The 24,276-nt window shown below is 45.4% G+C and carries 20 protein-coding genes; 15 read left to right on the top strand and 5 right to left on the bottom strand.

All coding sequences use genetic code 11. The features are described 5' to 3' along the window. Nucleotides 1–118 precede the first annotated feature (118 nt). From QP794_RS12445 to QP794_RS12455, 3 genes are all read left to right on the top strand, one after another. Nucleotides 119–676 carry a MarR family winged helix-turn-helix transcriptional regulator gene (locus tag QP794_RS12445; RefSeq protein WP_024628760.1) on the top strand — a complete coding sequence of 186 codons (558 nt, stop codon included), beginning with the start codon at nt 119–121 and terminating at the stop codon, nt 674–676. Between the two features lie 121 nt (nt 677–797). Next, a complete protein-coding gene (locus QP794_RS12450; protein WP_285076914.1) occupies nt 798–1,277 on the top strand; it encodes a hypothetical protein in 480 nt (159 codons plus the stop codon). Nucleotides 1,278–1,308: 31 nt separating this feature from the next. After that, complete coding sequence (locus QP794_RS12455) at nt 1,309–2,184, top strand: SDR family oxidoreductase (RefSeq protein WP_285076915.1); 876 nt, start codon at nt 1,309–1,311, stop codon at nt 2,182–2,184. Between the two features lie 38 nt (nt 2,185–2,222). Here QP794_RS12455 and QP794_RS12460 read toward each other — a convergent pair whose 3' ends face one another. Then, complete coding sequence (locus QP794_RS12460) at nt 2,223–4,022, bottom strand: ABC transporter substrate-binding protein (protein WP_285076917.1); 1,800 nt, start codon at nt 4,020–4,022, stop codon at nt 2,223–2,225. A gap of 146 nt (nt 4,023–4,168) precedes the next feature. On the opposite strand from QP794_RS12460, the gene QP794_RS12465 reads away from it, so the two are divergent. The 4 genes from QP794_RS12465 (at nt 4,169) to QP794_RS12480 (ending at nt 10,249) form a co-directional block, all read left to right on the top strand. Beyond that, nucleotides 4,169–5,389 (top strand): MDR family MFS transporter, encoded by a 1,221-nt coding sequence (locus QP794_RS12465; RefSeq protein WP_285076919.1) that lies wholly within the window; start codon nt 4,169–4,171, stop codon nt 5,387–5,389. 482 nt (nt 5,390–5,871) lie between these two features. After that, nucleotides 5,872–6,603, top strand: coding sequence for a Stf0 family sulfotransferase (locus QP794_RS12470; RefSeq protein WP_285076920.1), 732 nt, complete (start codon nt 5,872–5,874; stop codon nt 6,601–6,603). Between the two features lie 134 nt (nt 6,604–6,737). Next, on the top strand, nt 6,738–8,483 hold the full coding sequence (locus tag QP794_RS12475; protein ID WP_285076922.1) for an ABC transporter ATP-binding protein: 1,746 nt from the start codon (nt 6,738–6,740) through the stop codon (nt 8,481–8,483). After that, nucleotides 8,480–10,249 (top strand): ABC transporter ATP-binding protein, encoded by a 1,770-nt coding sequence (locus tag QP794_RS12480; RefSeq protein WP_285076924.1) that lies wholly within the window; start codon nt 8,480–8,482, stop codon nt 10,247–10,249. Before QP794_RS12475 ends, QP794_RS12480 begins: the two co-directional genes overlap by 4 nt. A gap of 104 nt (nt 10,250–10,353) precedes the next feature. On the opposite strand, the gene cyoE is transcribed toward QP794_RS12480, so the two are convergent. Then, nucleotides 10,354–11,277, bottom strand: coding sequence for a heme o synthase (gene cyoE / locus QP794_RS12485; RefSeq protein WP_379436314.1), 924 nt, complete (start codon nt 11,275–11,277; stop codon nt 10,354–10,356). A 392-nt stretch (nt 11,278–11,669) separates the two neighbouring features. Between cyoE and QP794_RS12490 the strand changes: the two genes are divergently transcribed. From QP794_RS12490 to QP794_RS12515, 6 genes are all read left to right on the top strand, one after another. After that, nucleotides 11,670–12,599 carry an NAD(P)/FAD-dependent oxidoreductase gene (locus QP794_RS12490; RefSeq protein WP_285076926.1) on the top strand — a complete coding sequence of 310 codons (930 nt, stop codon included), beginning with the start codon at nt 11,670–11,672 and terminating at the stop codon, nt 12,597–12,599. A gap of 244 nt (nt 12,600–12,843) precedes the next feature. Next, nucleotides 12,844–13,158 (top strand): hypothetical protein, encoded by a 315-nt coding sequence (locus tag QP794_RS12495; protein WP_094939878.1) that lies wholly within the window; start codon nt 12,844–12,846, stop codon nt 13,156–13,158. Nucleotides 13,159–13,388: 230 nt separating this feature from the next. After that, nucleotides 13,389–14,606: an MFS transporter gene (locus QP794_RS12500; RefSeq protein ID WP_285076929.1), complete on the top strand. Its 1,218-nt coding sequence runs from the start codon at nt 13,389–13,391 to the stop codon at nt 14,604–14,606. Between the two features lie 473 nt (nt 14,607–15,079). Next, nucleotides 15,080–15,667: a TetR/AcrR family transcriptional regulator gene (locus QP794_RS12505; protein ID WP_079344325.1), complete on the top strand. Its 588-nt coding sequence runs from the start codon at nt 15,080–15,082 to the stop codon at nt 15,665–15,667. A gap of 63 nt (nt 15,668–15,730) precedes the next feature. Continuing rightward, nucleotides 15,731–17,212 (top strand): DHA2 family efflux MFS transporter permease subunit, encoded by a 1,482-nt coding sequence (locus tag QP794_RS12510; RefSeq protein WP_285077464.1) that lies wholly within the window; start codon nt 15,731–15,733, stop codon nt 17,210–17,212. Between the two features lie 195 nt (nt 17,213–17,407). Further along, nucleotides 17,408–18,061: a protein kinase family protein gene (locus tag QP794_RS12515; protein ID WP_285076933.1), complete on the top strand. Its 654-nt coding sequence runs from the start codon at nt 17,408–17,410 to the stop codon at nt 18,059–18,061. Nucleotides 18,062–18,159: 98 nt separating this feature from the next. Here QP794_RS12515 and QP794_RS12520 read toward each other — a convergent pair whose 3' ends face one another. After that, on the bottom strand, nt 18,160–19,140 hold the full coding sequence (locus tag QP794_RS12520) for an alpha/beta fold hydrolase (protein WP_285076934.1): 981 nt from the start codon (nt 19,138–19,140) through the stop codon (nt 18,160–18,162). Nucleotides 19,141–19,451: 311 nt separating this feature from the next. On the opposite strand from QP794_RS12520, the gene QP794_RS12525 reads away from it, so the two are divergent. Then, on the top strand, nt 19,452–20,423 hold the full coding sequence (locus QP794_RS12525) for an MBL fold metallo-hydrolase (RefSeq protein WP_483311900.1): 972 nt from the start codon (nt 19,452–19,454) through the stop codon (nt 20,421–20,423). Between the two features lie 54 nt (nt 20,424–20,477). Here QP794_RS12525 and QP794_RS12530 read toward each other — a convergent pair whose 3' ends face one another. Beyond that, complete coding sequence (locus QP794_RS12530; protein ID WP_285076937.1) at nt 20,478–21,059, bottom strand: LysE family transporter; 582 nt, start codon at nt 21,057–21,059, stop codon at nt 20,478–20,480. 135 nt (nt 21,060–21,194) lie between these two features. Here QP794_RS12530 and QP794_RS12535 point away from each other — a divergent pair, with 135 nt between their 5' ends. Beyond that, a complete protein-coding gene (locus tag QP794_RS12535) occupies nt 21,195–21,749 on the top strand; it encodes a helix-turn-helix domain-containing protein (RefSeq protein WP_285076939.1) in 555 nt (184 codons plus the stop codon). Nucleotides 21,750–21,838: 89 nt separating this feature from the next. On the opposite strand, the gene abnB is transcribed toward QP794_RS12535, so the two are convergent. Then, nucleotides 21,839–24,256 (bottom strand): arabinan endo-1,5-alpha-L-arabinosidase AbnB, encoded by a 2,418-nt coding sequence (gene abnB / locus QP794_RS12540; protein WP_285076940.1) that lies wholly within the window; start codon nt 24,254–24,256, stop codon nt 21,839–21,841. Between the last annotated feature and the right edge of the window lie 20 nt (nt 24,257–24,276).

The following is a 24,276-nucleotide window of genomic DNA, read 5'->3' on the forward strand; positions in this document are numbered from 1 at the left end:
GCCGTTGATTTATCCTTGTGATAAGTCAACGGCTTTTTAACGTTAGACAGAAATCGGAGTGGATAGAAAGTGCTGAATAAAAGTTGACAAATATATAGTTAGGCACCATACTACATCTATGACCAACCATAATAAAGAAACAAATGACATGTATCTCATTCCCTCGTTAGTACAAACGAAGCGACAGGTTGATCGCTATCAATTAGATGTTGATGCACAAGCCGTGCTTGTCGCATCCAGGCTGATGGTAGCGGGAGCCAAACTTGGGCATGCTGCGGAAATTCACTTCTCCAGATTTGGTTTATCAACAGGTCGTTATCGTCTGTTAGCAGATCTAGAGGATAACGATGGCGAAGAGCTGCCCTCGCAACTCGCGGAAAATCTGGGCGTTACTCGTGCAACCGTAACTGGTCTAATTGAGATTCTTGAACGCGATGGACTGGTCGCTCGTCGGACGAGTTCCGTCGATGGCCGTCAGAAGTCAGTCATCTTGACAGCCAAGGGCGCCAAAAAGCTGACGGATATGGCTTCGGAGCATTTTGCCAGATTGGAAGCGATGGTCGGCTTGCTTACCATTGAGGAACGGAGTGTTTTTCTCGATCTGCTGGGGCGTGTAACCCAAGGCATCTCGGCACTTACAGAGGAGTCAATCGACTTCTCTGAACCCAAATCCTAGGAGCATAGCAAGAAAGGTGAAACGGGCTAGATCAGCTAGCCCATTTTCATCACCATATAGTTAGGCTCCTAATTACATAGTGAAATAATAGGATTTAATTTCAAATAAAAGGAGTAGTGATATGTTTAACCAAAAAGACCCCATTCGATCAGAGGAAAGTTATGCTGCTCGATCCGCACAGCCTCGCCAAAAACCGTTTGTGTTATGGCGAGAATTAATCCCAGCTTATTTATCGCCTGCCATTATGGCAAGCATCGGGGGAATCGTTACCGCTGATAAAGTGCTGCAGTTACGAGCACTAACAACGATAGGAGGGGCGTCCCTGCTGATGGCTCTATGGATTGGACTCTGGCTGCGTAAGCGCGGGAGCCGTACACGCTGGGTGGTGAAAACGCCTCGTGTGATCGTCGTGGGTTGCTTTGCACTTGCAGGCGCAATGCTTGGCCTTATGGCCTCGTGGGGGATTACCAACGTGCTGCATATCGTAAACCCGAGTCTTTCATGGACTTGGCTGGATCATATCGGGTTCGATTTTCCCCTGTCCGGTGCATTAGCCTGTACGATCATGACCTGGCGTTGGAGAGCTTCCTTTACAAAATAAATGAATTCACTTGAGAAGGAGATATGAAAACATGATTACTATTATTGGAGCAACAGGTTTGATTGGAAATGCACTTTTGAGACGTTTGATGGAGGGCGGCGTTCCCGTTCGGGCAATAAGCAGAGAGCCGGATCAGCTTCGTCAACAAATCGTGGACTTGGCATTGTCCGATGTTGAACTTTGTATTGCCGATGCGAATGATCCTGAATCGATGCGCAGAGCTTTGGCCGGTGCCAGCCAACTATTCCTTGCGTTATCCAACAATCCCAGACAAGTGGAATTAGAGACATCCATTATTCAGATAGCTGCGCAAGAGGGAGTGAAGCATATCGTCAAAATATCCAGTCCAGCTTATGAGGAACGTTCACCTGTAGCAGTAGCAAAATGGCATGCCGATATCGAGCAAGTTCTCGTGACATCAGGAATTACGTATACAATATTGCGACCTTATGCGTTCATGCAAAATTTGCTGCGTCTCGCACCAACCATAACAACCCAGGATATGTTCTTCGGCTGTATTGGAGATTCACCGTGCAACTTCATCGATTGCCGGGATATCGCAGATGTTGCCGCGGAAGTAATGACACGATTCAAGTCGGTTAACAGCATTTATACGTTGACGGGTTCCGAAACGTTCACCTATTCACAGATTGCAGATAAATTGTCCATCCTGCTTAATCGACCGATCAAATTCTTAAACCTCAAACCTGAGGCGTTGCGAACTGATCTGATGGAACATGGACAGATGCCTTCTTGGCTCGCAGACCACGTTGTGGAAATCCAGACGATGTCTACCGTTGTGTCAGAGAAGCCGACGGATACCGTTCGACGCTTGCTCGGCAGAGAGCCTCGCTCGCTCGATGCATTTCTGGAAGAGTATCGGGATGCATTTAAACCGAGGCTATAACCATGCATTGCAATAAGGAGAATCCCCCTAATCATTCTTTAGGGGGATTCTTTTGATGTAAAACAAACCTCACTGCTGATTTTGATCCATAATTGAGAGATATCCATATAACCAAATTCGGCGGTTTGCATGCCGAAGATGCTCTGATCGAGTTGAGCGCGCTTGTTCATGTGACAACCGTGCAAAATCCAGTTGTTTTCTCGCAGCATTTCCTCAGCTTCATCTAATAGCTCTGCACGTTCTATGCTGGGCAGCTGGGCGAACTGATCCAGTTTTTGATCCAGTATAGATTGCAGATCAGGAGTCATGCACATATGAAAATGATTGGACAGGTTTTTGAAAAAGTGAATCATGCCATATTGCCAATCTCCCTCCAGAATCTCTTCAGCCATGATCAATTCGGCATTCATCGTTTCTCCAAAATGAATATTATCTTCGCAGGGACACATGGCAAGGCGCAGGCCAATGACTTGTGCACGCCGCTGAAGCCACTCCGCAGCTTTTGAATCTTTGTTCAAAGTATACGATAGTGCAATGGTCTCACCTTGGTATCCACTGCTGTGTAGCAACTCGCGGGCGTGTTCAAGCGAGGATTCTGTCCAGTCCAGTATTTCACTTTTCCATGGCAAGAAGCTGCCTGCGGGTGTAATTCGATTACCGCCGAGATCCTTCACAAGTGCCACAGAGTCATATACCATCCTCAGCGCTTGGCGAAATTTCGGATGATGGTGGATGCCTTCCTTACGAAAATTGAAAAGCATATACTGGCACCCAAGCGCAGGATAATTGATGCTGTTTGTATTGAAATCGGTTGATGGGAGCTTCAGCCGAGATGTTCCAGGTAGTCCATAGTACCGATCATTCGGGCCCAAATCGGGAACAAACCAAATATGGACTTGGTCGAGATGGGGACGAATACCGTAATAAGCTTCGAATGCGCCAAGCTCCAGCACATCCTCATTCATCTTCGTAATCTGAAAAGGTCCGGTGCCAATCAGCCGTTCGGAGACTTCCATATCGTAGGGCAGAATGGTCATTCGTATACAGCTAAACAGATGCAAAAAGAAGCGGTTCGGCCGACTTAGTTCAAATCGGATACAGTAATCGCCAGTGATTTCGGCACGTTCAATATCTCGATATAACCAGATGGACGGGCTGTGCACATCATGCAATCGCTGTAATGTGGCTTGTACGTCCTTGGATGTCATGACACGTCCATGGTGGAAACGCACCCCTTTACGGAGATAGAAGATCCATACGGTATGATCTTCGCTGCATTCCCACATATGCGCCAAATTGGGCTGGAACGAATTGGATTTGGCATCATAAGTGACCAATGTATTGCCAACCTGACCGAGCAGGTAGGTTTCAAAAGCTGTATAAACAAAAGCAGGGTCCAGATTGCCTTGTCTGCGTGATCTCATCATGCGCAGCACATCCTGACCGGATGCCGTTTCGGCATGACTGTGGAATCCCATATGCTTGTTAAGTGATCGCAGCAATTGTTCCTGCAGTGTTTTATGGATGTCAATAGTGCCGATCAGCTCGATTGCTTCTTTAATTTTACCTCTCCCAATCAGTTCCCGCAGATGATTCTCCAGCGTTTCATTCACACTGCGCAGCAGCGTCATCTCCGAATAATGTCCTCGCCCACGCCCAGGCTGCCAATGAATAAAACCTTGGTCCTCCAGCTTGCGAAGAATAATCTTCACGTTGCGTGGAGTACAGCATAAGGCATCGGAAAGGCTGTCGATGGTTACTGGAACTGGTTCATCAAGTGTAAGAGAAAGTTTTTTTGCTGTTGCAAGACGAACATAATGGGTTGTTGTGGTATCCATGTTGGGATGCTCCTTTATAAAAGGTGAAAAGTGTTATCGCAATCTTACACTTTTATTTCCCCCTTTGATCGATACAATTATACATTAAGAGACAGGGAAAGACAGCCCACTAAGACAAAGCAACAAGAACAGGAGAACCATACGCAATGAAGCAACATTTACGGCAGATTCACCCTTTAGCTTGGACCATTATTGTGGGAACGATGTTTGGACGTCTCGTTACGTCCATGAGCATTCCGTTTCTATCCATTTATCTGACCCAGGTACTAGGTGCTACACCAACACAGACTGGCGTAACCGTCGCGGTCAGTTCTCTGGCGGGGGTTATGGTCAGCTTTTATGGAGGTTATATTTCCGATCGAATCGGTCGCAAAAAAGTCATGATGGTCTCCGTATTTGGCTGGGCCTGTGTTTTCTTCATCTTTTCAGCAGCGGAGCATCTATGGGTATTTTTTGTGGCCAATACATTAAACGGATTATGCCGCGCCGTGTTTGAGCCCACGTCCCGTGCACTTCTATCGGATATTACTCCGCCGCAGAATAAACTGCTTGTGTTCAATCTCCGATACGCCGCTATTAATCTGGGAGTTGTGTTCGGACCCATTATCGGTCTTCAGCTGGGATCAGCAGAGTCCACGTTTCCGTTTATGATCTCCGGGTTGGTATATATCGTTTACGGTCTGGTCTTGTTCCTGCAATTTCAATTGCAGCGTGCAAATTTGCCAGAACATGTCCAGGTCGCTGCACCCCGTTTACGAGATGCACTCGCAACCACCGGACGTGACCGTGTATTTTTGCCAGTACTTATCGGGACTACGTTTTGCGTACTCGGGTATGGGCATTTTAGCTCTACCCTGGCTCAGTATGTTGCCCAGAACCCTCTTTTTGAACATGGGAGCCAAGTGTTCTCCTATATGCTTTCACTTAATGCGTTGACGGTGCTTGCAGTCCAATTCCCGATTGTGCGGGTGGCCAGCAAATTTCCGCCAGTTGTACCCCTCATTCTTGGAAACCTGCTGGTTGCCACAAGTCTGTTGCTTTTTGGCATCGCTGAAGGCGTTATGCTGCTGATGATCAGTGTCATTCTGTTCACGATTGGGGAAGTACTCATGTTCACCATGATGGATGTGCTGATTGACCGTATTGCCAAACCGGAATGGAAAGGGACCTACTTCGGTACAATTGGATTCAATAACTTGGGCAGCGTCATGGCACCAATTTTGGGAGGGCTCCTATTAACCCAATTTGGGACGGGGAATGGCCTGTTTATTTTTGTACCGCTGGCACTGACCACTGCACTCGGACTGCCATTTCTGATCGTCGCGCATAGACGCCTTGTCGTCAGGGAGAGGGAGGTTAATGTTTAATCTCAGAGAAATTCCCTATCTGGGGTTATGATCGTTGAAATTGCAGCATATGATGTTCAGTGGCATGAAGGAAATAACAATTGAGTTAATATTATCTTGACGGATTACGGTGCAGAGAATACAATAAACAACAAATATGTGTGACGGGTGGTTAAGATGAACATGTTCCAGACAGGGCGCATTCTGAATCGATAACTGAATACGCATGAGCAAAGTGACTTAACCAATGGATTGTATATTGGCGTCTAGACAGTCATGTTTGTGCACCCCTGTCGTGGACGCTCATCATTATTGCGTGCAGAGGAGAAATCCGGAAACGCTTCTTATTTCATTTGGTTCTCTTATTGTTACAAGCTGTAGATGAACATTAGTTCATCTATGGCTTTTTTGCATGCATTCCACTCAATTTGTTGCACATGGAAGGGAGATTTGCAGTGCTTTTTAGCAAAACTATCCCTATGAGGAGAAAGAGAGGCAGCGATATGAAACGACCTACTCAAAGTTATACCATTTGGTTTTCCCAACGAACCGGAAGTACTCTGCTGGGTGAAGCCTTAAGTTCTACGGGTGTCGCAGGATATCCGAGGGAGTGGCTGCATTATCAGCTTAAAAGCCCGGACACATTAAAGCGTGAAGATCTGGAGCAGATCTGGGATCAGGGAACAACGTCGAACGGAGTATTCGGAATCAAAATTAATTTTGAACAACGATGGATTGACGCATTCCGCAGTCTCTATAGTCTGCCAACAGACTTATCACGGGCTGACGTATGGAGTACGGGCTTCCCTAATTGCACCAAGCACATTTATATGACACGTCGCAACAAAGTCAGATTGGCTGTGTCCTGGTGGAGAGCCATTGTCTCGGGTGAATGGCACCGCAAGCACGGAGACAGCCCTCAGCAGCAGGATATTGCAGATCAATATAACTTTGATGCAATTAAGCATCTGCTTGTAGAGAGCAACATGTGCGAAGCAGCAATTGAAGATTTTCTGTCTGAGTCAGGTATTGTGCCGCTGACGATTGTGTATGAGGACTTTATAGAAGATTACGAGGGAACCGTCATGAATGTGTTAAAGTTTTTGGATGTTCAATTTGACGGTGTAACCGTATCACCTCCGTTCTTTGACCCGATTGCAGACGAGATTTCTGAACAATGGGTACAAAGATTTCGGGAAGAATGCCAGAGGGATTGGGAGAATGTAAAATGGTAAACACACTTGATAAGATTCATCCACGGGTTGGAAATGTTGCATTTATTGTTATTATGCATGATTCATCTTAGTGAGGGACCACAATGCTTTAAATCACAAAATAAAATAGGAATGTTACGAAGGGGTGAGGGGCTATGCCCAAAACAGAGAAACGCTCCATGTCCTGGCTGCTGCAATATCTAAAACCCGTTAAAGGCCGATTGGCCTTGCTTATGGTGATGTTGCTAACGTCAACGGGGCTGCAGCTCCTGAATCCACAGATTATTAAACGATTTATTGATACGGCAGCAAGTGGGGGAGTCCTTACTAACCTGATCCAGCTTGCTGGGATATTTCTGGTGGTTGCCGTTGTGAATCAATTGATTACAGTAGCCGTTAGTTATCTGGGTAACGATGTGGCCTGGCGGGCAACAAACCGATTGCGGGGAGATCTCCTGAAGCATTGTCTGCGTCTGGATATGCGATTTCATAATGTAAAGACACCTGGAGAAATGATTGAACGGGTGGATGGTGATGTAACGAGTATCTCCAACTTCTTCGCGATGTTCATTGTACAGGTGGTTGGAAGCTTTGTATTACTCGCTGGAATTCTCGGGTTTATGTTCAGTGTAAACGTACCGATTGCAATCGTCATGACGGTGTTTACAATGTTATCGATTCTGTTTATGGTGTTCATTCGTAATCTCGGAGTAAACTCTTCCAAAAATGAGCGTGAAGCGAGCGCGTCCTTATTCGGATTAATTGAAGAGCGTATCGCGGGAATCGAAGATGTTCAAGCCAATGGGCATGTCCCCTATGTGATGAATCGCTTTTATCGTACGATGCGAGTTGTATTTCAAAAAGGCAGGAAAGCCTGGCTGCTTCGGGTTATTCCATGGAATACGACGGTCATTCTGTTTGCCCTTGCTGTCACGGCGGTACTTCTGCTTGGTGTTCATTATTACATGCAAGGCATGATCAGCATCGGAACCCTGTTTCTGATTTATCAATATACACAGATGCTCAATGATCCTATTGAGATGTTGGGCGATCAGGTTCAAGAGTTTCAGAAGGCAAAATCCGGTATGCTCCGTTCAAGAGAACTGTTGTCTTTGCGTAGTGAGATCAAGGACGGAGAAGAGGATCAGCTGCCAGAAGGGCCGCTTGGTCTGGAATTCAAGCAGGTGAACTTCAGTTATAACGAGGATAAACCTGTATTGCAGAATATTAACTTTGCCATTAAACCCGGCGAACGGCTTGGTATTATTGGTCGTACAGGGAGCGGCAAGTCAAGTCTCAGTCGGGTGCTTCTGCGCCTGTATAATCTGGATAGCGGAACGATTCGTGTCGGTGGCAAAGATATTTCAGAGCTTACCTTGCCTGCACTCTACCGCAGGGTTGGTATGGTTACGCAGGATGTACAGTTGTTCGACGGTACGCTGCGAGACAATTTAACACTGTTCAACCAGGACGTCTCGGATCAGATCATTAAGGAGACCACGGATCGACTGGGATTAAGTCACTGGATCGAATCCCAGCCCGCAGGGTTGGATACACATCTGAAGGCGGGTGGTTCTTCCTTGTCCGCAGGGGAAGCTCAACTATTTGCCCTGACGCGAGTATTTCTGACTGAACCAAGCCTGGTTATTCTCGATGAGCCTTCTTCACGGCTGGATGCCGCTACAGAGAGCATGCTTCAGTCGGCCATCGATCAGCTGATGAAGCAATGTACCGGAATTATTATTGCACACCGTCTGGCTACGTTGGAGAAGGTCGATCAGATTATGGTACTGGGTGATGGCAAGGTACTGGAATTCGGAGCCAGAGAAGAACTCGCCAGCGATCCGGCGTCACATTATGCGAGATTGCTGATTACGGGGCGAGAGGAGGAATTGGCGTGAATGTAACCGGATTTATAGGCCGTTTGTTTCGATTCAGGCCTTTTCTATTTTTGATCAACGGATTGTCATGGTGCATATTTCATTCTTTACCTCTGGCAATCGGAGTTGGTATGCAGTGGTTCTTTGACCGGGCAACGGCGGGTTCCAGTGATTATATGTGGCTGGCAGCTCCGCTGATCTTCATTGCTTTGATTAGAGCGGTAAGAGTAGGGACGTTTTTTGCCGCGTTCTATGCATGGATTACGTATATCTACCATATTCAGGCCATTCTGCGTACCAATATGCTCGCCGGTATTATGCGCTGGCCAGGACGCAATCTGCCAGCTTCACCGGGAGAGGCGATGAGTCGCTTTCGGGATGATGTGGATGAAGTGGTTGAGTACGTGGAATCCTGGGTCGATTTCTGGGGAAGGCTCGTGTTCGCCATCGTATCCATCATCATTATGGCAAACATCAACTGGAAAATCACTCTGGTAGCTGTTTTGCCGCTGGTGGTTGTAACGTTGTTGAACAACTTTTCTGGTAATCGGGCCCGCCGATATGCCCAGGTCAATCGTGAGTCGACTGGTCGAATTACCAGTTTCATTGCGGAGACCTTTGGTGCTGTTCAGGCATTGAAACTCGGGCAGGCAGAAGAGCATGTCTCTGCTCGTTTTAACAAACTGAATGAAGAACGTCGTCAAGCTGCGCTCCGGGATAATTTGTTCAAACAGTGGATGAGATCCCTTAATCAGCATGTGCTCAGTATCTGTACAGGTCTCATTCTCCTGATGTGTGCAGCCGAGATGAAATCCGGCAGTTTCACCGTAGGTAATTTTGCCTTGTTCACTAGTTATCTTGCCAATATTGGCTTTAGCATTTCTTTGTTTGGATATATGGTGTTTCAGCATAAACGGCTCAAAGTATCTTTTGACCGGATGCGAACTCTATTTCGTCCGGGTGAGGAAGACCGGATCATGGATTTCAGAGAGACTTATCTGAATGAAGATCCGCCTGAGCTTCCTACTGAACAGAGAGATCCTAAGGAGAAGCTAAGAGAGCTGGAGATCAGCAATCTGGCGTACCAATATCCTCATTCTGCAAATGGAATACAGGATATCAGCTTCCGTGTAAAGCGGGGTCAATTTCTGGTCATTACGGGACGGATCGGTTCTGGCAAATCGACTCTAGTACGCACACTCTTGGGACTGCTGCCCAAACAGGAAGGCACGATTCGCTGGAATGGAGAAGATGTTGATCCCGCTACTTTCCTGATGCCGCCCAGAGCAGCGTATACGCCGCAAGTACCCCGACTGTTCAGTGATACGCTAAAAGAGAATATGGTTCAGGGCAAACAGGGTCATACGGAGATTGCTCTTGCAAAAGCTATTCGCCTGGCTGTTATGGATAAGGATATCCAAAACCTGGATCAAGGACTCGAAACGTCCGTAGGTCCGAGAGGTGTCATGCTGTCGGGTGGTCAGATTCAGCGCGCGGCAACCGGCCGCATGTTGATGACGGAAGCTGACCTGTTCATCTTCGATGATCTGTCCAGTGCGCTGGATGTGGAAACCGAGCAACAGGTCTGGGAAGGCTTGTTCCAGGAGCCAGATGTCACATGTATTGCGGTGTCTCACCGCAGAGCAGCACTTGCCAAGGCAGATCATATTATCGTCATGAAGGATGGACGAATTGAGGCCGAGGGAAGCCTTTCCGAATTGCTTGCTACAAATGAAGAGATGCAGCTGCTTTGGCAAGGTGAGCAATCACCGGTTAAAGTGGGGTAGTGTAAAATATAGTATATGTAACAAATGAAAAAAGCCGTACAGACAACTCTTGTCGAAAGAGTTAAGATCTGTACGGCTTTTATTATGGCACAATAGGTCAATCTTTATTTGATCAGCTGTGCAATCAATGAATACGCAATGATGACCAGGAAGATGATCGTGATGTGGTTAATGGAGAAAATAAACATTTTATGTGACCATTTCTTGGTTTCTTTCTTATCGAAAGTCGCCACACTAAGAATAAGCCAGGCCAAACTTACCAGAAACGCAACAATGGCAATGAACGGACTCATCGGCCAGAACAAGAAGCTGGAGAATAACAACAATACCAGATAAACATTCGTCTGGATGTATGTCCGTCTGATTCCTTTTACGACAGGAAGCATAGGAACACCAGCGGCTTTGTATTCATCAAATCTCCGGATGGCAATACCATAGAAGTGAGGCATCTGCCACAACAGCATGGTAACGACCAAAGCCCAAATTTCATAATGACCCAGCTCTGGTGAAATGGCTGCCCAACCGATAAGAGGAGGAACAGCACCCGAAAGGCTTCCTACTTCCGTATTGTAAACCGTTGTTCGCTTGGTCCACATCGTATAAGGGAACACGTACAGCAGCAGTCCCAATATGCCGAATACGGCAGCCGAAGGGGAAGCGATATACAACATGATGCCCCCGATAATCGTAATGGCAATACCGAGGATCAAACCTGTTTTGGTATCTACACGACCTGTTACGGTAGGACGTGTTTTGGTGCGCTCCATGATCGCATCAATATCCCGATCATACAAATTGTTAAACACCCCGGCCGCTCCGATAATCAGGGAAGACCCGATAACAGAGAGAATAATGGGTACAATATTAGCTAAAATGGATGCATCAAAAACATACAAAGCCAAACTTAAACCGGCAAACATGGCGATCAGATTGGACTTGATGATTCCGATTTTGATGGTATCAAAGAAAACTTTCGGAATCGAGCTAGTATACTCCAGACTGATTTCGGGCCGTGACCCTTTATTCAATGTTTTCAAGAACTCACTTCCTATATCTATACTTATATATCTCGTGGTTTCATTATAGCATTCAATACACTATGTGAATTAATTAACGATTTAGTATTTAAAATAATGTCATTTGATTGTGAACAATTTAAAAACAAGGTTTATTTTAATTGTTAAAAATGATTTTATGTGATACAGGTCATTGAAACCAAGCAGCAGTGACAATAAAAGAATATTTTTCTTGCATATTGAATCGGTTTTGTATATTGTAGATATAAGAGGTCTTTAATAGGATGATTAATTCCTCTTACATTATTGTCAATAGAACCAACTGTAAGCGGCAAGAAGAGCCAGGATAGACCTATTTTTTTGAGACAATAGAGGATATTGAATATCTGGAAAGGGTGTTAAATATGGAACAGCAGACGGATGTATTAATCATTGGAGGAGGACCTGCGGGTCTTAATGCAGCACTTGTACTAGGCAGAGCCCGTAAACAGGTTGTGGTTATAGATGATGAACGCCCGCGTAATTGGGTCACGCGTGAAACACACGGTTTTCTGACGAGAGATGGCGCAAGTCCACGTGAATTTCGGAAGGTTGCGAAAGAACAGATTAGCGCATATCCGTCCGTTCATTTTGTAGGAGACACAGCGACCTCAGTGACAGGAACCGATGGCGATTTTCAAGTTGCGACTGCACAGGGAGAAGTCTATCGCACGAAGAAAGTTTTGTTTGCAGTAGGGAAAAAAGACCTTCCGCTGGATATTAACGGGTTGACAGAGGTATATGGCAAGAGTGCTTTTGTATGTCCTTATTGCGATGGTTGGGAATTAAGAGATCAAGCTCTCGTTATTATTGTTAATGGAGCCAAGGCATTTCACATGGCCAAGACCATTTCCGGCTGGACAAGCAAGTTTACCATTTGCACGAATGGACCTGATGAATTAACAGATGAGCAGCGGGAGGAATTGAAGCAGCATGGTGTTCCGGTATGGGACTCTCCAATTCGATCCATCGAATCCAGCGATGGGATGGTGCAGCAGGTTGTACTGGAGGATGGCACCGAAATCTCTTGCACGGGAATTTTCTTTGGACCGAAACTGACTGCTGGATCTGAACTGCCGCGGACATTAGGATGTGAGGTTAACGAAGCCGGTACGGTCGTTGTGGATGATTACGGCAAAACGACTGTACCGGGTGTATTCAGCGCCGGAGATGCAGCGTCAGAGATGTACCAGGCCATTACTGCGGCGTCCTTGGGTGCATTAACCGCTGTAACGATCAACAGTGAGCTGAATATGGAAGCTTGGGATGAGCGTGGTAAACTTTTAAACCCATAGGATAACGATATAGAGTTTCATCTCCATGACTTTGCATAAGAATTTAACTAAATAATTCAAATTCAAAAGGGGTTGCAGAGGCAATTCCCTTTTTGTGTTTAACAGATTTTCTCTGTTGTCGAGTGGAGTGGTTCCGACCGGTATTGGCGTAAACAAATATTTTCACTATATGACAAATATTACATTTTAATAGAAGCCTTTCTTATATGATAGAGCTGTACTCCAAAACGAAAGGAAGATGAAGATGAAAAAGAAACTTATGGTCGGTCTTTTAACTGTCGTTGCATGTTTCACGCTAGGCTCTACATCTTTTGCAGCTAGTGTACCTTCAACTTCAACTAGTAGTTTACCAGACAGTACACAAGTAGTTCCTTACGCACAAAAGTATATAACCTGGCAAACCATTTTACCCAAATCTCAATTTCCAACGCTTGGTGATATTCCTATGACGGCTAGTTATAATGTTGATCCGTACCGGGGGACACTTACATTAAAATCAGTCGATGGTCAGACAGGCTATACGTGGACGGTTACCTATGAGGGTTACGTCACCTATTAATCAATTTATCATTCAATACTGATACCTATCCAAAAAACAGCCACCAATCTGGATGAAAATCCAGATTGGTGGCTGTTTTAATTTGGGATGATACGATCTATTGACAAAGAGATTGTTTTGGCGCACTATAAACATATAAATAAATATACTTTATAAAGTATATAAATAAAATATTTTATACAGTAAATTCAGATTTTGTTTTCATTTTATTTGCAGGGAAGGGATTTATTATGGCAACTTGGTTTCTTATCATCATCTACCTGGCGTTTATCAGTTTGGGGATTCCTGACTCCTTGCTAGGTTCAGCCTGGCCAGTGATGTGGCCTGAACTTGGGGCTTCGTTTGGGTCGGCAGGAATTCTATCCATGGTTGTTGCAGGGGGAACCATCGTTTCAAGCTTGGCAAGCGGTACGGTTATTCAAAAATGGGGAACAGGCAAGGTTACGCTAATTAGTTGTTGTCTGACAGCCGGAGCACTCCTTGGATTTTCCTTCGCCCCTTCATTGGTATGGCTCGTCATTCTTGCCATTCCTCTGGGTCTTGGGGCCGGAGCCGTTGATGCTGCGTTGAATCATTATGTCGCAGAGCACTACAAAGCACACCATATGAACTGGCTGCACTGTTTCTGGGGTGTGGGCGCGACAACGGGGCCTATCATTATGTCGTATTACATTGCAGAGCAGCATTCCTGGAGAAACGGATATACAGCTGTAGCCATCGTCCAGTTTTGTCTCGTCATTATTTTGTTTGCGACGTTGCCCTTGTGGAAGCGTGTTGCTGCTAGTCGTGAGCGTGCGAGGCCGATAAACGAATCAGATCATGTGCAAGCGGAAAGCACATATCTACAAAGTGAGAATAAACCTGAACGGAATGTATTGAAGATTAAGGGAGTCAAAAACTCACTGATCGCATTTCTGTTTTATTGTGGCGTGGAAACAACGGTGGGTTTATGGGGAGCCAGCTATCTGGTAGGCGCAAGAAACATCACGGCAGAAACGGCTGCGGGATGGATCTCCTTATACTACGGTGGCATTACGATTGGTAGGCTGATTACAGGCTTTATCACGTTGAAAATTAAAAATCGGGTGTTAATTCTGGCTGGTCAAGTGACCGCCATTGTGGGTGTAATCATTTTATTGCTTCCATTATCGATTTCGTTTGCACTGGCTGGATTTATGCTGATTGGTTTGGGACTTGCACCCATCTATCCCGGACTTCTACATGAAACTCCAGCTCGATTCGGCAAAGCGAATTCTGCCCGATTAATGGGATACCAGATGGCACTGGCGTACACAGGGACCACACTACTTCCTCCGCTTTTTGGGGTCCTTGCTGCAAACACCAATATCGGCTTTTTCCCGCTGGTTGTACTTGTATTCCTTATCTTGATGCTGGCCAGCTCAGAGCAAGTGAATCGCATTTTGAAAAAGAGGATTCTGAATGGATAGATAAAAAAAGGGAGTGCTTAACATGCTATCATTAATATTGTTATGCTTGATCGTATATGTGGGGGCGTATGCATGTCTGGCTGCGTCCAAGCAGCCTATGGATGTAAAACCTGTGCGGTCGTTCGATGATTTCTTCGAGTAAGGGATACAATATTCCATATAATGAATTATAGACAAAAAAAGCGGGAGCAGTTCTCGCTTTTTTTGTTTATTTTGCCGATAAACTTCACTCGTTTTCTACAACCACTTCTGACAAACTCCTCTGGATGTATATACCTACATTATGTCTTCAATTTAGCTATTTTACAGTTCATAGAACTGCTCGTGTTTATCCTTTAAGTAACGAATCAAGGTAGATCAAAATCTATAGCGCTTTCATTAGAACTGGCTCAAATATTAGGTTGACAGTATTTTTCGAAACGGTTTTAATTATATAGACCGATTGTTATAATTCGTTGAAGGATGTGGCTTTATTGAGTGAAAAGTCTAGTGCTAGAGAACTCATCGTCAGCACTGCAGCCAGACTGTTTTTTTCACAAGGATATCATGCGACCGGTCTAAATCAGATTATTAAGGAGAGCAGTACGCCAAAAGGCTCGTTATATCATTATTTCCCACATGGCAAGGAAGAGCTCGCTCATGAGTGCATTCAAAAAGCCAATGAAAACATTCTGCAGAAGTTTGAAGAAACATTTGCAGCCCATGATAATACGGGGGATGCCATTCAGCAATTTATCCATGACTTAGCGGTTGAAACCGAGGCGGCAGGTTTTACGGGCTTTCTTCCATTTAGTTTCTGGGCAGCCGTGGAGACCTCCTGTATCAGTCAGCAATTGCGAATTGCCTGTCAGGATGTGTTTGCAGGTTGGCAGCAAATGATTACGAAACATCTGATTTTGGATGGCATAGGTGAAGAGAAAGCACAAGAGATGGGACTTCTCGTCATTTCCTTAATGGAGGGAGCATTGATTATCAGCCTGACTAACCAGGACAAAAAGCCTTTGCTGACGGCTGCTGATTATTTGTCCGTTGTGGCAAAGAATGCAAGAGAGAAGCAATAAGCTTCGTAAAGAGAAATAGAAATCGTCAGAATGTTTGAGGAGGATGGGATTGTGGAGGCTTCCATGAAAGCTGGTTCTGTACAGGATCAACAAGAAACAAAACAATATAAAGTATTTCCAATTTTATTCGCCATGCTGCTCAGCGGCTTTATTGGACTGTTTGGTGAAACAGCTCTGAATGTGGCATTGACACCGCTTATGGGCTTGCTCGAAGTTGGACCTACTACGATCCAATGGTTAACGACAGGTTATCTGCTCGTTTTGGGTATTTTGGTGCCGGTTTCCGGTATGCTGTTGCAATGGTTTTCGACGAGACAGTTGTTCACAACTTCTCTGATTTTTTCGATTGCAGGAACGCTTGTTGCTGCTATTGCACCGAGCTTTGAAATTTTGTTGGTGGCACGGGTATTACAAGCTGTAGGTACAGCTCTGTTACTGCCACTAATGTTCAACACCATATTGGTTATCTTCCCGATTGAAAAGCGTGGCGCTGCCATGGGCTTGATCGGTTTGGTTATCATGTTTGCGCCAGCAAGTGGTCCGAGTATCTCGGGTCTGATTCTGGCAAATCTGAGCTGGCACTGGATTTTCTGGATCTCCTTGCCGTTCTTTATTATCTCATTGGTATGTGGCTTGCTGTTCTTACCGAATATTTCGAAATTGACCAAGCCCAAAATTGATGTTCTTTCCATTATACTTTCGACACTGGGCTTTGGTGGAATCGTGTACGGATTCAGTAGTGCCGGAGGACATGGGGAAAGTGGCGGTGGCTGGACCAGTCCTATCGTTGTAGCGACACTGGTTATTGGCGTGTTATCTTTGCTGATGTTCAGCATCCGTCAATTGAGAATGAAACAGCCGATGATGGATCTGCGGGCATTCAAATATCCAATGTTTACGATTGGTTTGATCCTGATCTTCCTCTGTATGATGATGATGCTGTCATCCATGTTGATTCTGCCGATGTATCTGCAACAAGGTATGGCGGTTACAGCATTGACTGCTGGTTTGGTTTTACTGCCGGGCAGTTTGCTGAATGGATTCTTGTCTCCGGTTATGGGGCGTCTGTTCGACAAGTTCGGTCCGAAGTGGCTTGTGATTATCGGTCTCGCTATCGTGACTGTTGTTCTCTTCATGTACACGGGAATTACTCCGACAACAACACTGGGCAAGATTATTACATTGCATGTGTTCATGATGATCGGAATTTCAATGATCATGATGCCTGCACAAACCAACGGTTTGAATCAACTGCCACCTGATTTTTACCCTCACGGAACCGCGATTATGAATACATTACAGCAGGTATCGGGAGCTATCGGTACAGCTGTTGCGGTGAGTATACTGAGCGCAGGACAGACCCGCTTCTTGAGCGGTGTGACGAATCCTGAGAGCCCAGAGAATCAGTTGGCAGGGTTCACATCCGGTGTACAAAATGCATTTGTTTTCGCACTGATTCTCGCTGTAATTGGACTGATCATCTCACTGTTCCTGAAGCGAGTTAAGGTGGGTGCTCAGCAGGAACAACAAGGCTCTATGCATTAATTGAACGGCATATAAAAGAAACGAACGATGCTCTCCCTTTAAAAGGGGGCATCGTTTTTTTTGTACCTTGACATGAAACGGGTTCCATCCATTAGAGTGAAAATAGACCTGCTAAGGTAAATCAAATAAATCTTGATTGGGAAGCAAATAGTTCATGTTCTGGCGACTGCAATTTATAATCAAGGAGACGTCTTTATGAGAATCGTTAAATCTCTACCTGCTAACATCGAACAATTGCTGGATCGATATGAGAAAAACGGTCATCTGACTATGCAAGCTTCGCTAATGGGAAAGCAGTCGGTTGTCTATCGTTTACAAGAATACTGCCTGAAAGTGTATACTGCTCGTGGGAAAATGGATGGGGAATATGAATGTGAGGCACTCTTGTCGTTACAAAACAACCATCATGTTCCTGAATTGTATGCTTATGCTTCGGGAAATTTTACGCTGACGGAATGGATTGAAGGATTCAATCTGAGAGAGTATCGGGCTGCGTACGGACACATACCACACAACCTGATGTATGATATGTTTTCGACAGAACTTCAGCAGATTCAGGCGGGGTATCACGATTGGGATGTCATACGATATGAGAATTTGTTATGGACTGCAACAGGGGAGGTCAAACGAACTGATTTTTGGCTATGTGAACCTGTCCGTTGCATGCGTATTCAAGAAAGATTACAACAAAAGATCATACAAAAAATTGATAGGATATACGGCGGTGATGGAACTGAGCTGGACGAGCTGATGCATTATTTTGATCGACACGGTCTTACGAGCACGGAGGTTCAGGAGGCATTGGCGCATTTTAGATCACAAACACCGAGGATGGCAATAGCACAGTGAGCCTTTAACACAATAAAACCCTGACGATTACCAGAATCGTTAGGGTTTTATTTGGCATGAATTGGTTGGTTTGGTAGTTCAGCGTTTATTCAGGGAATCTACTTCTTAACCAGTTCCAATATTTCATTGGCGATAAGGTCCGGGTGATATTGATGAATATAATGCTCGGTATCCTTAACGGTTACATGCTTGGAGTGTTCCGACCAGGACGTAAATTCAGCTTGGGTTTTATCCCATATAGGCTCACTGGCTCCAAAGTAATCTGCTGTCAGTATGGTAAGTGGAAACAGGAAGGGCTTTTTGTTGTCGACAACAACCTTGGCATTGGCTGTCATTTCACGTAACTCATCCACGGTGTTGGCATTCCCATAGTTAAGCAGCAGGGCCGTTGTATCGATCTTCTTCAGTTCATCAGGCACAAACTTCAGACCGTTTCGATTGGCATTGGAGGCTTCCACGACTGCGTCAGACTGTAAGGACAAGCGGAGCAGTCCCGTATGAATCCGGAATTGGTTCATGAAGCCACCAATCACACTTGCCATATCGTCAGTTTCATTGGCGTAATATTCCGGACTTCCCCCATCCAACATGACAATACCTTGTACTTCATCCGGATACTTTTGAGCAAACCGGAGTGTTTCCAGCGATCCAAGGGAGTGACCTACCAGGACGTATGGTGGCTTTTGCCCAGATACCTCTAATAACTCGTGCAATTCATCTGCCACAGTATCGACATCGCGTTTCTTATCGGTACTATCGCTATAACCATAGCCAAAGCGATCGTAAACCGCGAATTTCGTGTAAGGTGCAAGCTTTTCATAAAGCGGATAATAGTCTACATAAGGATCAGCAGTACCCCATCCGGATGCAAGGACGACCGTTGTATCTCCCTGACCACCCGTATATAAATGCATATTGTCACCATGCACGCTGTACAGCTTGCCAGGAGGAATGAATGTTTTTGCATCCTGCCGTGCACTCACTTGTTGGTAGATCACGCCTGTCCCCAAAAGGAGGAGAATCGCAACAACTCCGAATATAAACGTTTTAAATAATCTTCTGCGCCATTTTTTCATCATCTCTCACATACTCTCTGCTGTATTTTCTCTATTATATATGCCCAGTCTTATTGGAGAGAAAACAGAGTCTTAATTCCACCTTAATTAGTTTAACCAGGAGATGAATCAACATGGGTTAGTGATATAGTCCTGTGAGATGTTCGTCGCTGGGCTGTAAAATCTTCGACAGTTGATTAGGGAAATTCAGATAACCGAAGGCGAAATTGATTATAAACGAACAATGATTTAATATAAAGCAATATTACTCCTGTTATACTCAAGATTGAATGAAGGATTGAATGATTGATTATAGAGAACAGAAGGTATGAATAATGACAAAATACGAAAATCAGATTCCAACAGCCGCAGGTATGAGCTTCAGCTCCCTTGTAAGCATGTTAAGGGATTCCATGCAGAGAAGTATAGAGCGGAGACCCGTGAGCAGCATTCCCGTGGAGAAATATGAACCAGCGGAATCATTAAACATATCCGATAACCCACAGGTGACATGGTTCGGACACTCGGCTTTTCTGCTTGAGATTGAAGGACACCGATTGCTCTTTGATCCAATGCTCGGCAACCGTCCATCTCCTGTATCCTGGGCGGGTACGAAACGATACAACACTAACCTGCCGATTCAACCTGAGGATTTTCCAGCCTTGGATGCGATCATTATATCGCATGACCATTATGATCATCTGGACTACTCTTCCATCCGCAGATTAAAGAATAAAACAGACCGGTTTATTGTCCCGCTTGGCGTGCGTCGACGACTAATTCAACTGGGTGTGCCTTCGGAACAGATTACTGAACATAACTGGTGGGATGAGCTATCCTTCAAGGGTTTGACATTTGCCTGTACGCCTGCAAGGCATTTCTCGGGTAGAGGATTGCTGGATCGCAATTCTACATTATGGTGTTCGTGGGTCATTGCCGGACAGGAAACGAAGGTTTTCTTTAGCGGTGATAGCGGATACGGTCCTCATTTCAAGGAAATCGGTAGTAAGTACGGACCCTTTGACCTGACTCTGATGGAATGCGGCCAATATGACGAGCGTTGGTCCAACATTCATATGATGCCGGAAGAAACGGTGCAGGCTCACTTGGATGTCAAGGGGGGACTGCTCATCCCTATTCATTGGGCCGCTTTTACATTGGCCTATCATGCATGGAACGAGCCGGTTGAACGGATTACCAAGGCTGCACATGCATTGAATGTCGACATTGCAACACCCAAAATCGGTGAGAAGGTTGTGCTGCATTCGGAGACTTACCCGAGCCAGCCATGGTGGAGATCGAACTGAGGTTGAGAAAAAGCGTTCCCTCATCGGATGAGAGGACGCTTTTTCTTTTTGTATTTATAATAGAATCGATAGGGCGCTGCAGATGAGCAAAACACCCATCACCATATTAAAAGGACGTTCATATTTCAATAAAAAACTTTGGAATAACACACCACATAACCCCCACGTCATATTCGCACTAACACCTATGATGGTGAGAAGCAACGAAAAAACGATAATATGGACATGTGACTGCCCAAGAGGCATGACAAATACGGAGATAGCCGTAAGACCATACAGAATGACTTTGGGATTGATGAATTGCAGGGTAAAGCCAAAGAGAAATGAAAAACGATTCACCTTGGAATCTTTGGCATTCGCAGGTTTACTTCGCATAATTTTAATTGCCAAATAGATCATGTACACACATCCCAACACGTTCAGGGCTGGTTTGATCCTTGGGATGTATTGATGCAGAATAAGGTTGAAATAACTGGACAGAACCATAATAAGCAGGCAGCCGGCTGCAACGCCACCAATAAACGGAAGGATTTTTCTGAATCCTTCGTTTCTTGCATGAGTCATGGCAATGATGTTGTTGGGACCCGGTGTGAATGAAGCCACGATTGCGTACGTCAGTAACGGTATAATATTCATAAGTCCTCCACAATTGATTCTCGGTGTATGTTATATTTAGTTGAAATGTACGTTATAACGTACGATCTTTATAATTGTACATTATGTGCGCTATAAAGCACAATATAATCTTTTAAAAACAGAGGTGACTTTATATTGAAAAACATTAACGTTGTTCTTGCACAAAATTTGAAACAGCTCAGGGAGCAAAGAAAGCTTAGTCTGGACAAGGTTGCCGAGATGTCTGGAATTAGCAAGACGATGCTTGGTCAAATTGAACGGGGGGAATCGAACCCTACAATTGCTACCGTATGGAAGATTGCGAACGGTCTGAAAATATCTTTTACCGCCTTGATCCACGAGCCGAAGTCGGACACCACAGTCGTAACGGGCAGTGATATTCAAGCTTTGATGGAGAATGAGGGCAAGATTCGGATTTATCCGCATTTTTCTTTTGAAGAGGGGCGACGTTTTGAAATGTACGTTATGGAGATGGATGAGGAGTCTTCTTTGAATGCTGAACCGCATATCGATGGGGCAGAGGAATTTATTACGGTTTTTGAAGGGGAAGTTATAATTCGGGTTGGGGAGGAGGATTATACGGTAAAACAAGGGGAGTCGATCCGTTTTCGGGCGGACAAGCCTCATGCCTATAAGAATTCGGGTGCCTCTGCGAACAAGTTAAGCATGGTCATCCATTATTCAAAATGAAATGAACAGAACGCCAATAAGCAGTCTGTAAACTCGGCTGCTGTATTGGCGTTCTGTTATAGATTTAACTCCAGCGGCAAGGTTGCTGATTAAGGCTTTTCTTTTGCCTGACGCTGAATTTCCGTGGAGGTTAACGCTTTATCATATACTTTTACGTTATCCATCGAGCCTTTATAGAAGGGATCGGCTGTATAACGGCTTTTGCCCAAATAAGCTTCCGTCACTTGAAGATCCTTCGGGTTAAACGTAATTTCGGTGCTGCTTGCTACAGCTTTTCCGTTCACATACAGAGTACCTGTATCTCCCTGAAGGGTGACAGCGACATGTACCCATTGATTGGAGGGCAGCGGTTCAGCAGCAATGAGGCTCTGATCCCGTCCCTGGTCATGGATGGTGAATTGCAGAGCTCCTGTATGCTGTGCGGGGGTAAGGAACATATGTCTGGTCAGGCCATTTCCAAAATCGAAAATTCGCTGCCAGGCTCCGCCGCCACTCCAGTTGACCCATGCACTAAAGGTGAAATCCGTCGTATCTGTGATGATTCCGGGCAGCTGGATATAGCTGTCTGTTCCATTGAAGGCGGCAGCCTGATTTTTGCTGTTAACCGCAGAAGTCGTTGTCACATTAAAGGCTTGGCCGTGATATTCATTTTTGCTGGAATCCTGTGCGATTTTTGCAAGCTTCTTTTGATTAAACGTATATTCTCCAAGCAGTGGACTTACTGCTTGTTGTGGAATAGTAACATTAAACGTTTTGGAGCTCACCGCGCTTCCTTTGCGGATCGTTGCCGTTAATGCCACCTTGGCATCTCCCTTGCCAACACGAGGGCGATTCACTACCCCTGTAGCAGAGAGGGCAGAGGCGTTGGAGGATTTCCAAGTAATCTCTGAATCGCGTGTTCCCTTGGTCGGGAGGGAAAGGTTAAAGAATATGTTCCCCGTGTCGCCGATGTTCAGGTCCCTTTTGACCGCACTAACAATATCCTGATCCTTCATTGCAGTCATCTGACTCCCCCAGATGGCCACACCAGAAGAGGAGAGCGCGCTAAAGGTCAGAACCGTCTTCTGGGAATCCGGCTCCCATTCATGCGTGAAAACGCCATTATATACGATGTTATTGGATGTGATTTGCACCTTATTGTCTGGTCCAAGAGTCCATGTTCCCGTCACGGCACCATTAATCTGCCCATCTGCTGTGAATTGAACGGATTGCGATGATTTGATCTCGGCCGTGATTTCCTTCCCGTGATTTACCCATTGGTACTGTCCAGCAATATCCTGGGTTGTCAGTTGGTCAGTATCCTCTTCTAAAGCTGCATAACGATAGGGAGAAACGACAGGCCATCCTTCCGAGTTCATATGCATCTCATGTACGCGGACTTCATGCTCTTCTCCGCGACCCGGAAAGCGGGAATGGAAAATCAGAAATTGTTTTCCGGTTTCTGCGTCATAATAGGCGGAGTTATGCCCTGGTGATACATAGCCGATACCCTGACCAGTGCCGGGATCACCGATCTGTCTTTGAAAGAGGAAGTTCCCCAGTAATTTCACGCCAAAAGGCTCAATCGAGCGGTCATCAAACAAGGGTTTGTCCTTGTCCGCCTTGACGGTGATCATATCGTTTCCTTCGGCATCGAGGAAAGGACCATCCGGCGTTTTGGAGCGGGCTACACGAATGTTATATCCTCCGTCAGCACCCAACCCACCATAGGACAGATACAGATAATAATAGTCGGTTTCGGGATTATAGAGCATATAAGGAGCTTCAATTCGGCTGTGATTGCCTCCGGTCAGTTTTTTGCCATACCCCTGATTAGGGAGTGGTTTTCCCGTCGTTTTGTCCATCTCCAGAATGAAAATCCCCCCGGAATAGGAACCGTATACCATCCATAATTTTCCGTTTTTATCGAAAAACATATCAGGGTCGACCACATTCGGATGGATCGTTGCATCGAATATGGTGCCATCCTCACTGATCTGATCCCACATGCCGGATTTCAGCAGAATGCCCTGATCCTTATAAGGCCCTTCAATGTTGTCTGCGACAGCAACGCCTAACGCAGAGCGGGGAGAGTCTCCTTTGCACGCATTGTAATACATATAAAATTTGCCATCCTCCAGCTGAATGACGTCTGCTGCCCATAACGTATCGGTCTGCGCCCATTCTAGGGCTTCTGCGAATTCCTTGGTTACATTGGGCACAACAGGATTATCATCCGTAACCCCGGAGGCGACCGAATCCCAATTCATCAAATCCTTGGATTTGGCTACCTGGAGATGTGAGCCGAAAATATAAAAGGTATCACCGACCTTAATAACGGAAGGGTCATGAACGGAAACATTTCTGAATGATGGAGCCGTATTCTCAATGGATGTGGAAACTTGCGATTTGGAACTGTCTGCCCCTGGACTGTCCGCCAATACGGACACGGGTGCCAAAGTTGTTGCCGTAAGTAATGCAGTGCTCAGTAAAGAAATGTGAAGTACGCTTACCCAATAACGTTTCATACGTTTCCCCTTTCCCAATA

It is taken from the genome of Paenibacillus sp. UMB7766-LJ446 (assembly GCF_030226665.1).
Taxonomy (GTDB): Bacteria; Bacillota; Bacilli; order Paenibacillales; family Paenibacillaceae; genus Paenibacillus; species Paenibacillus vandeheii.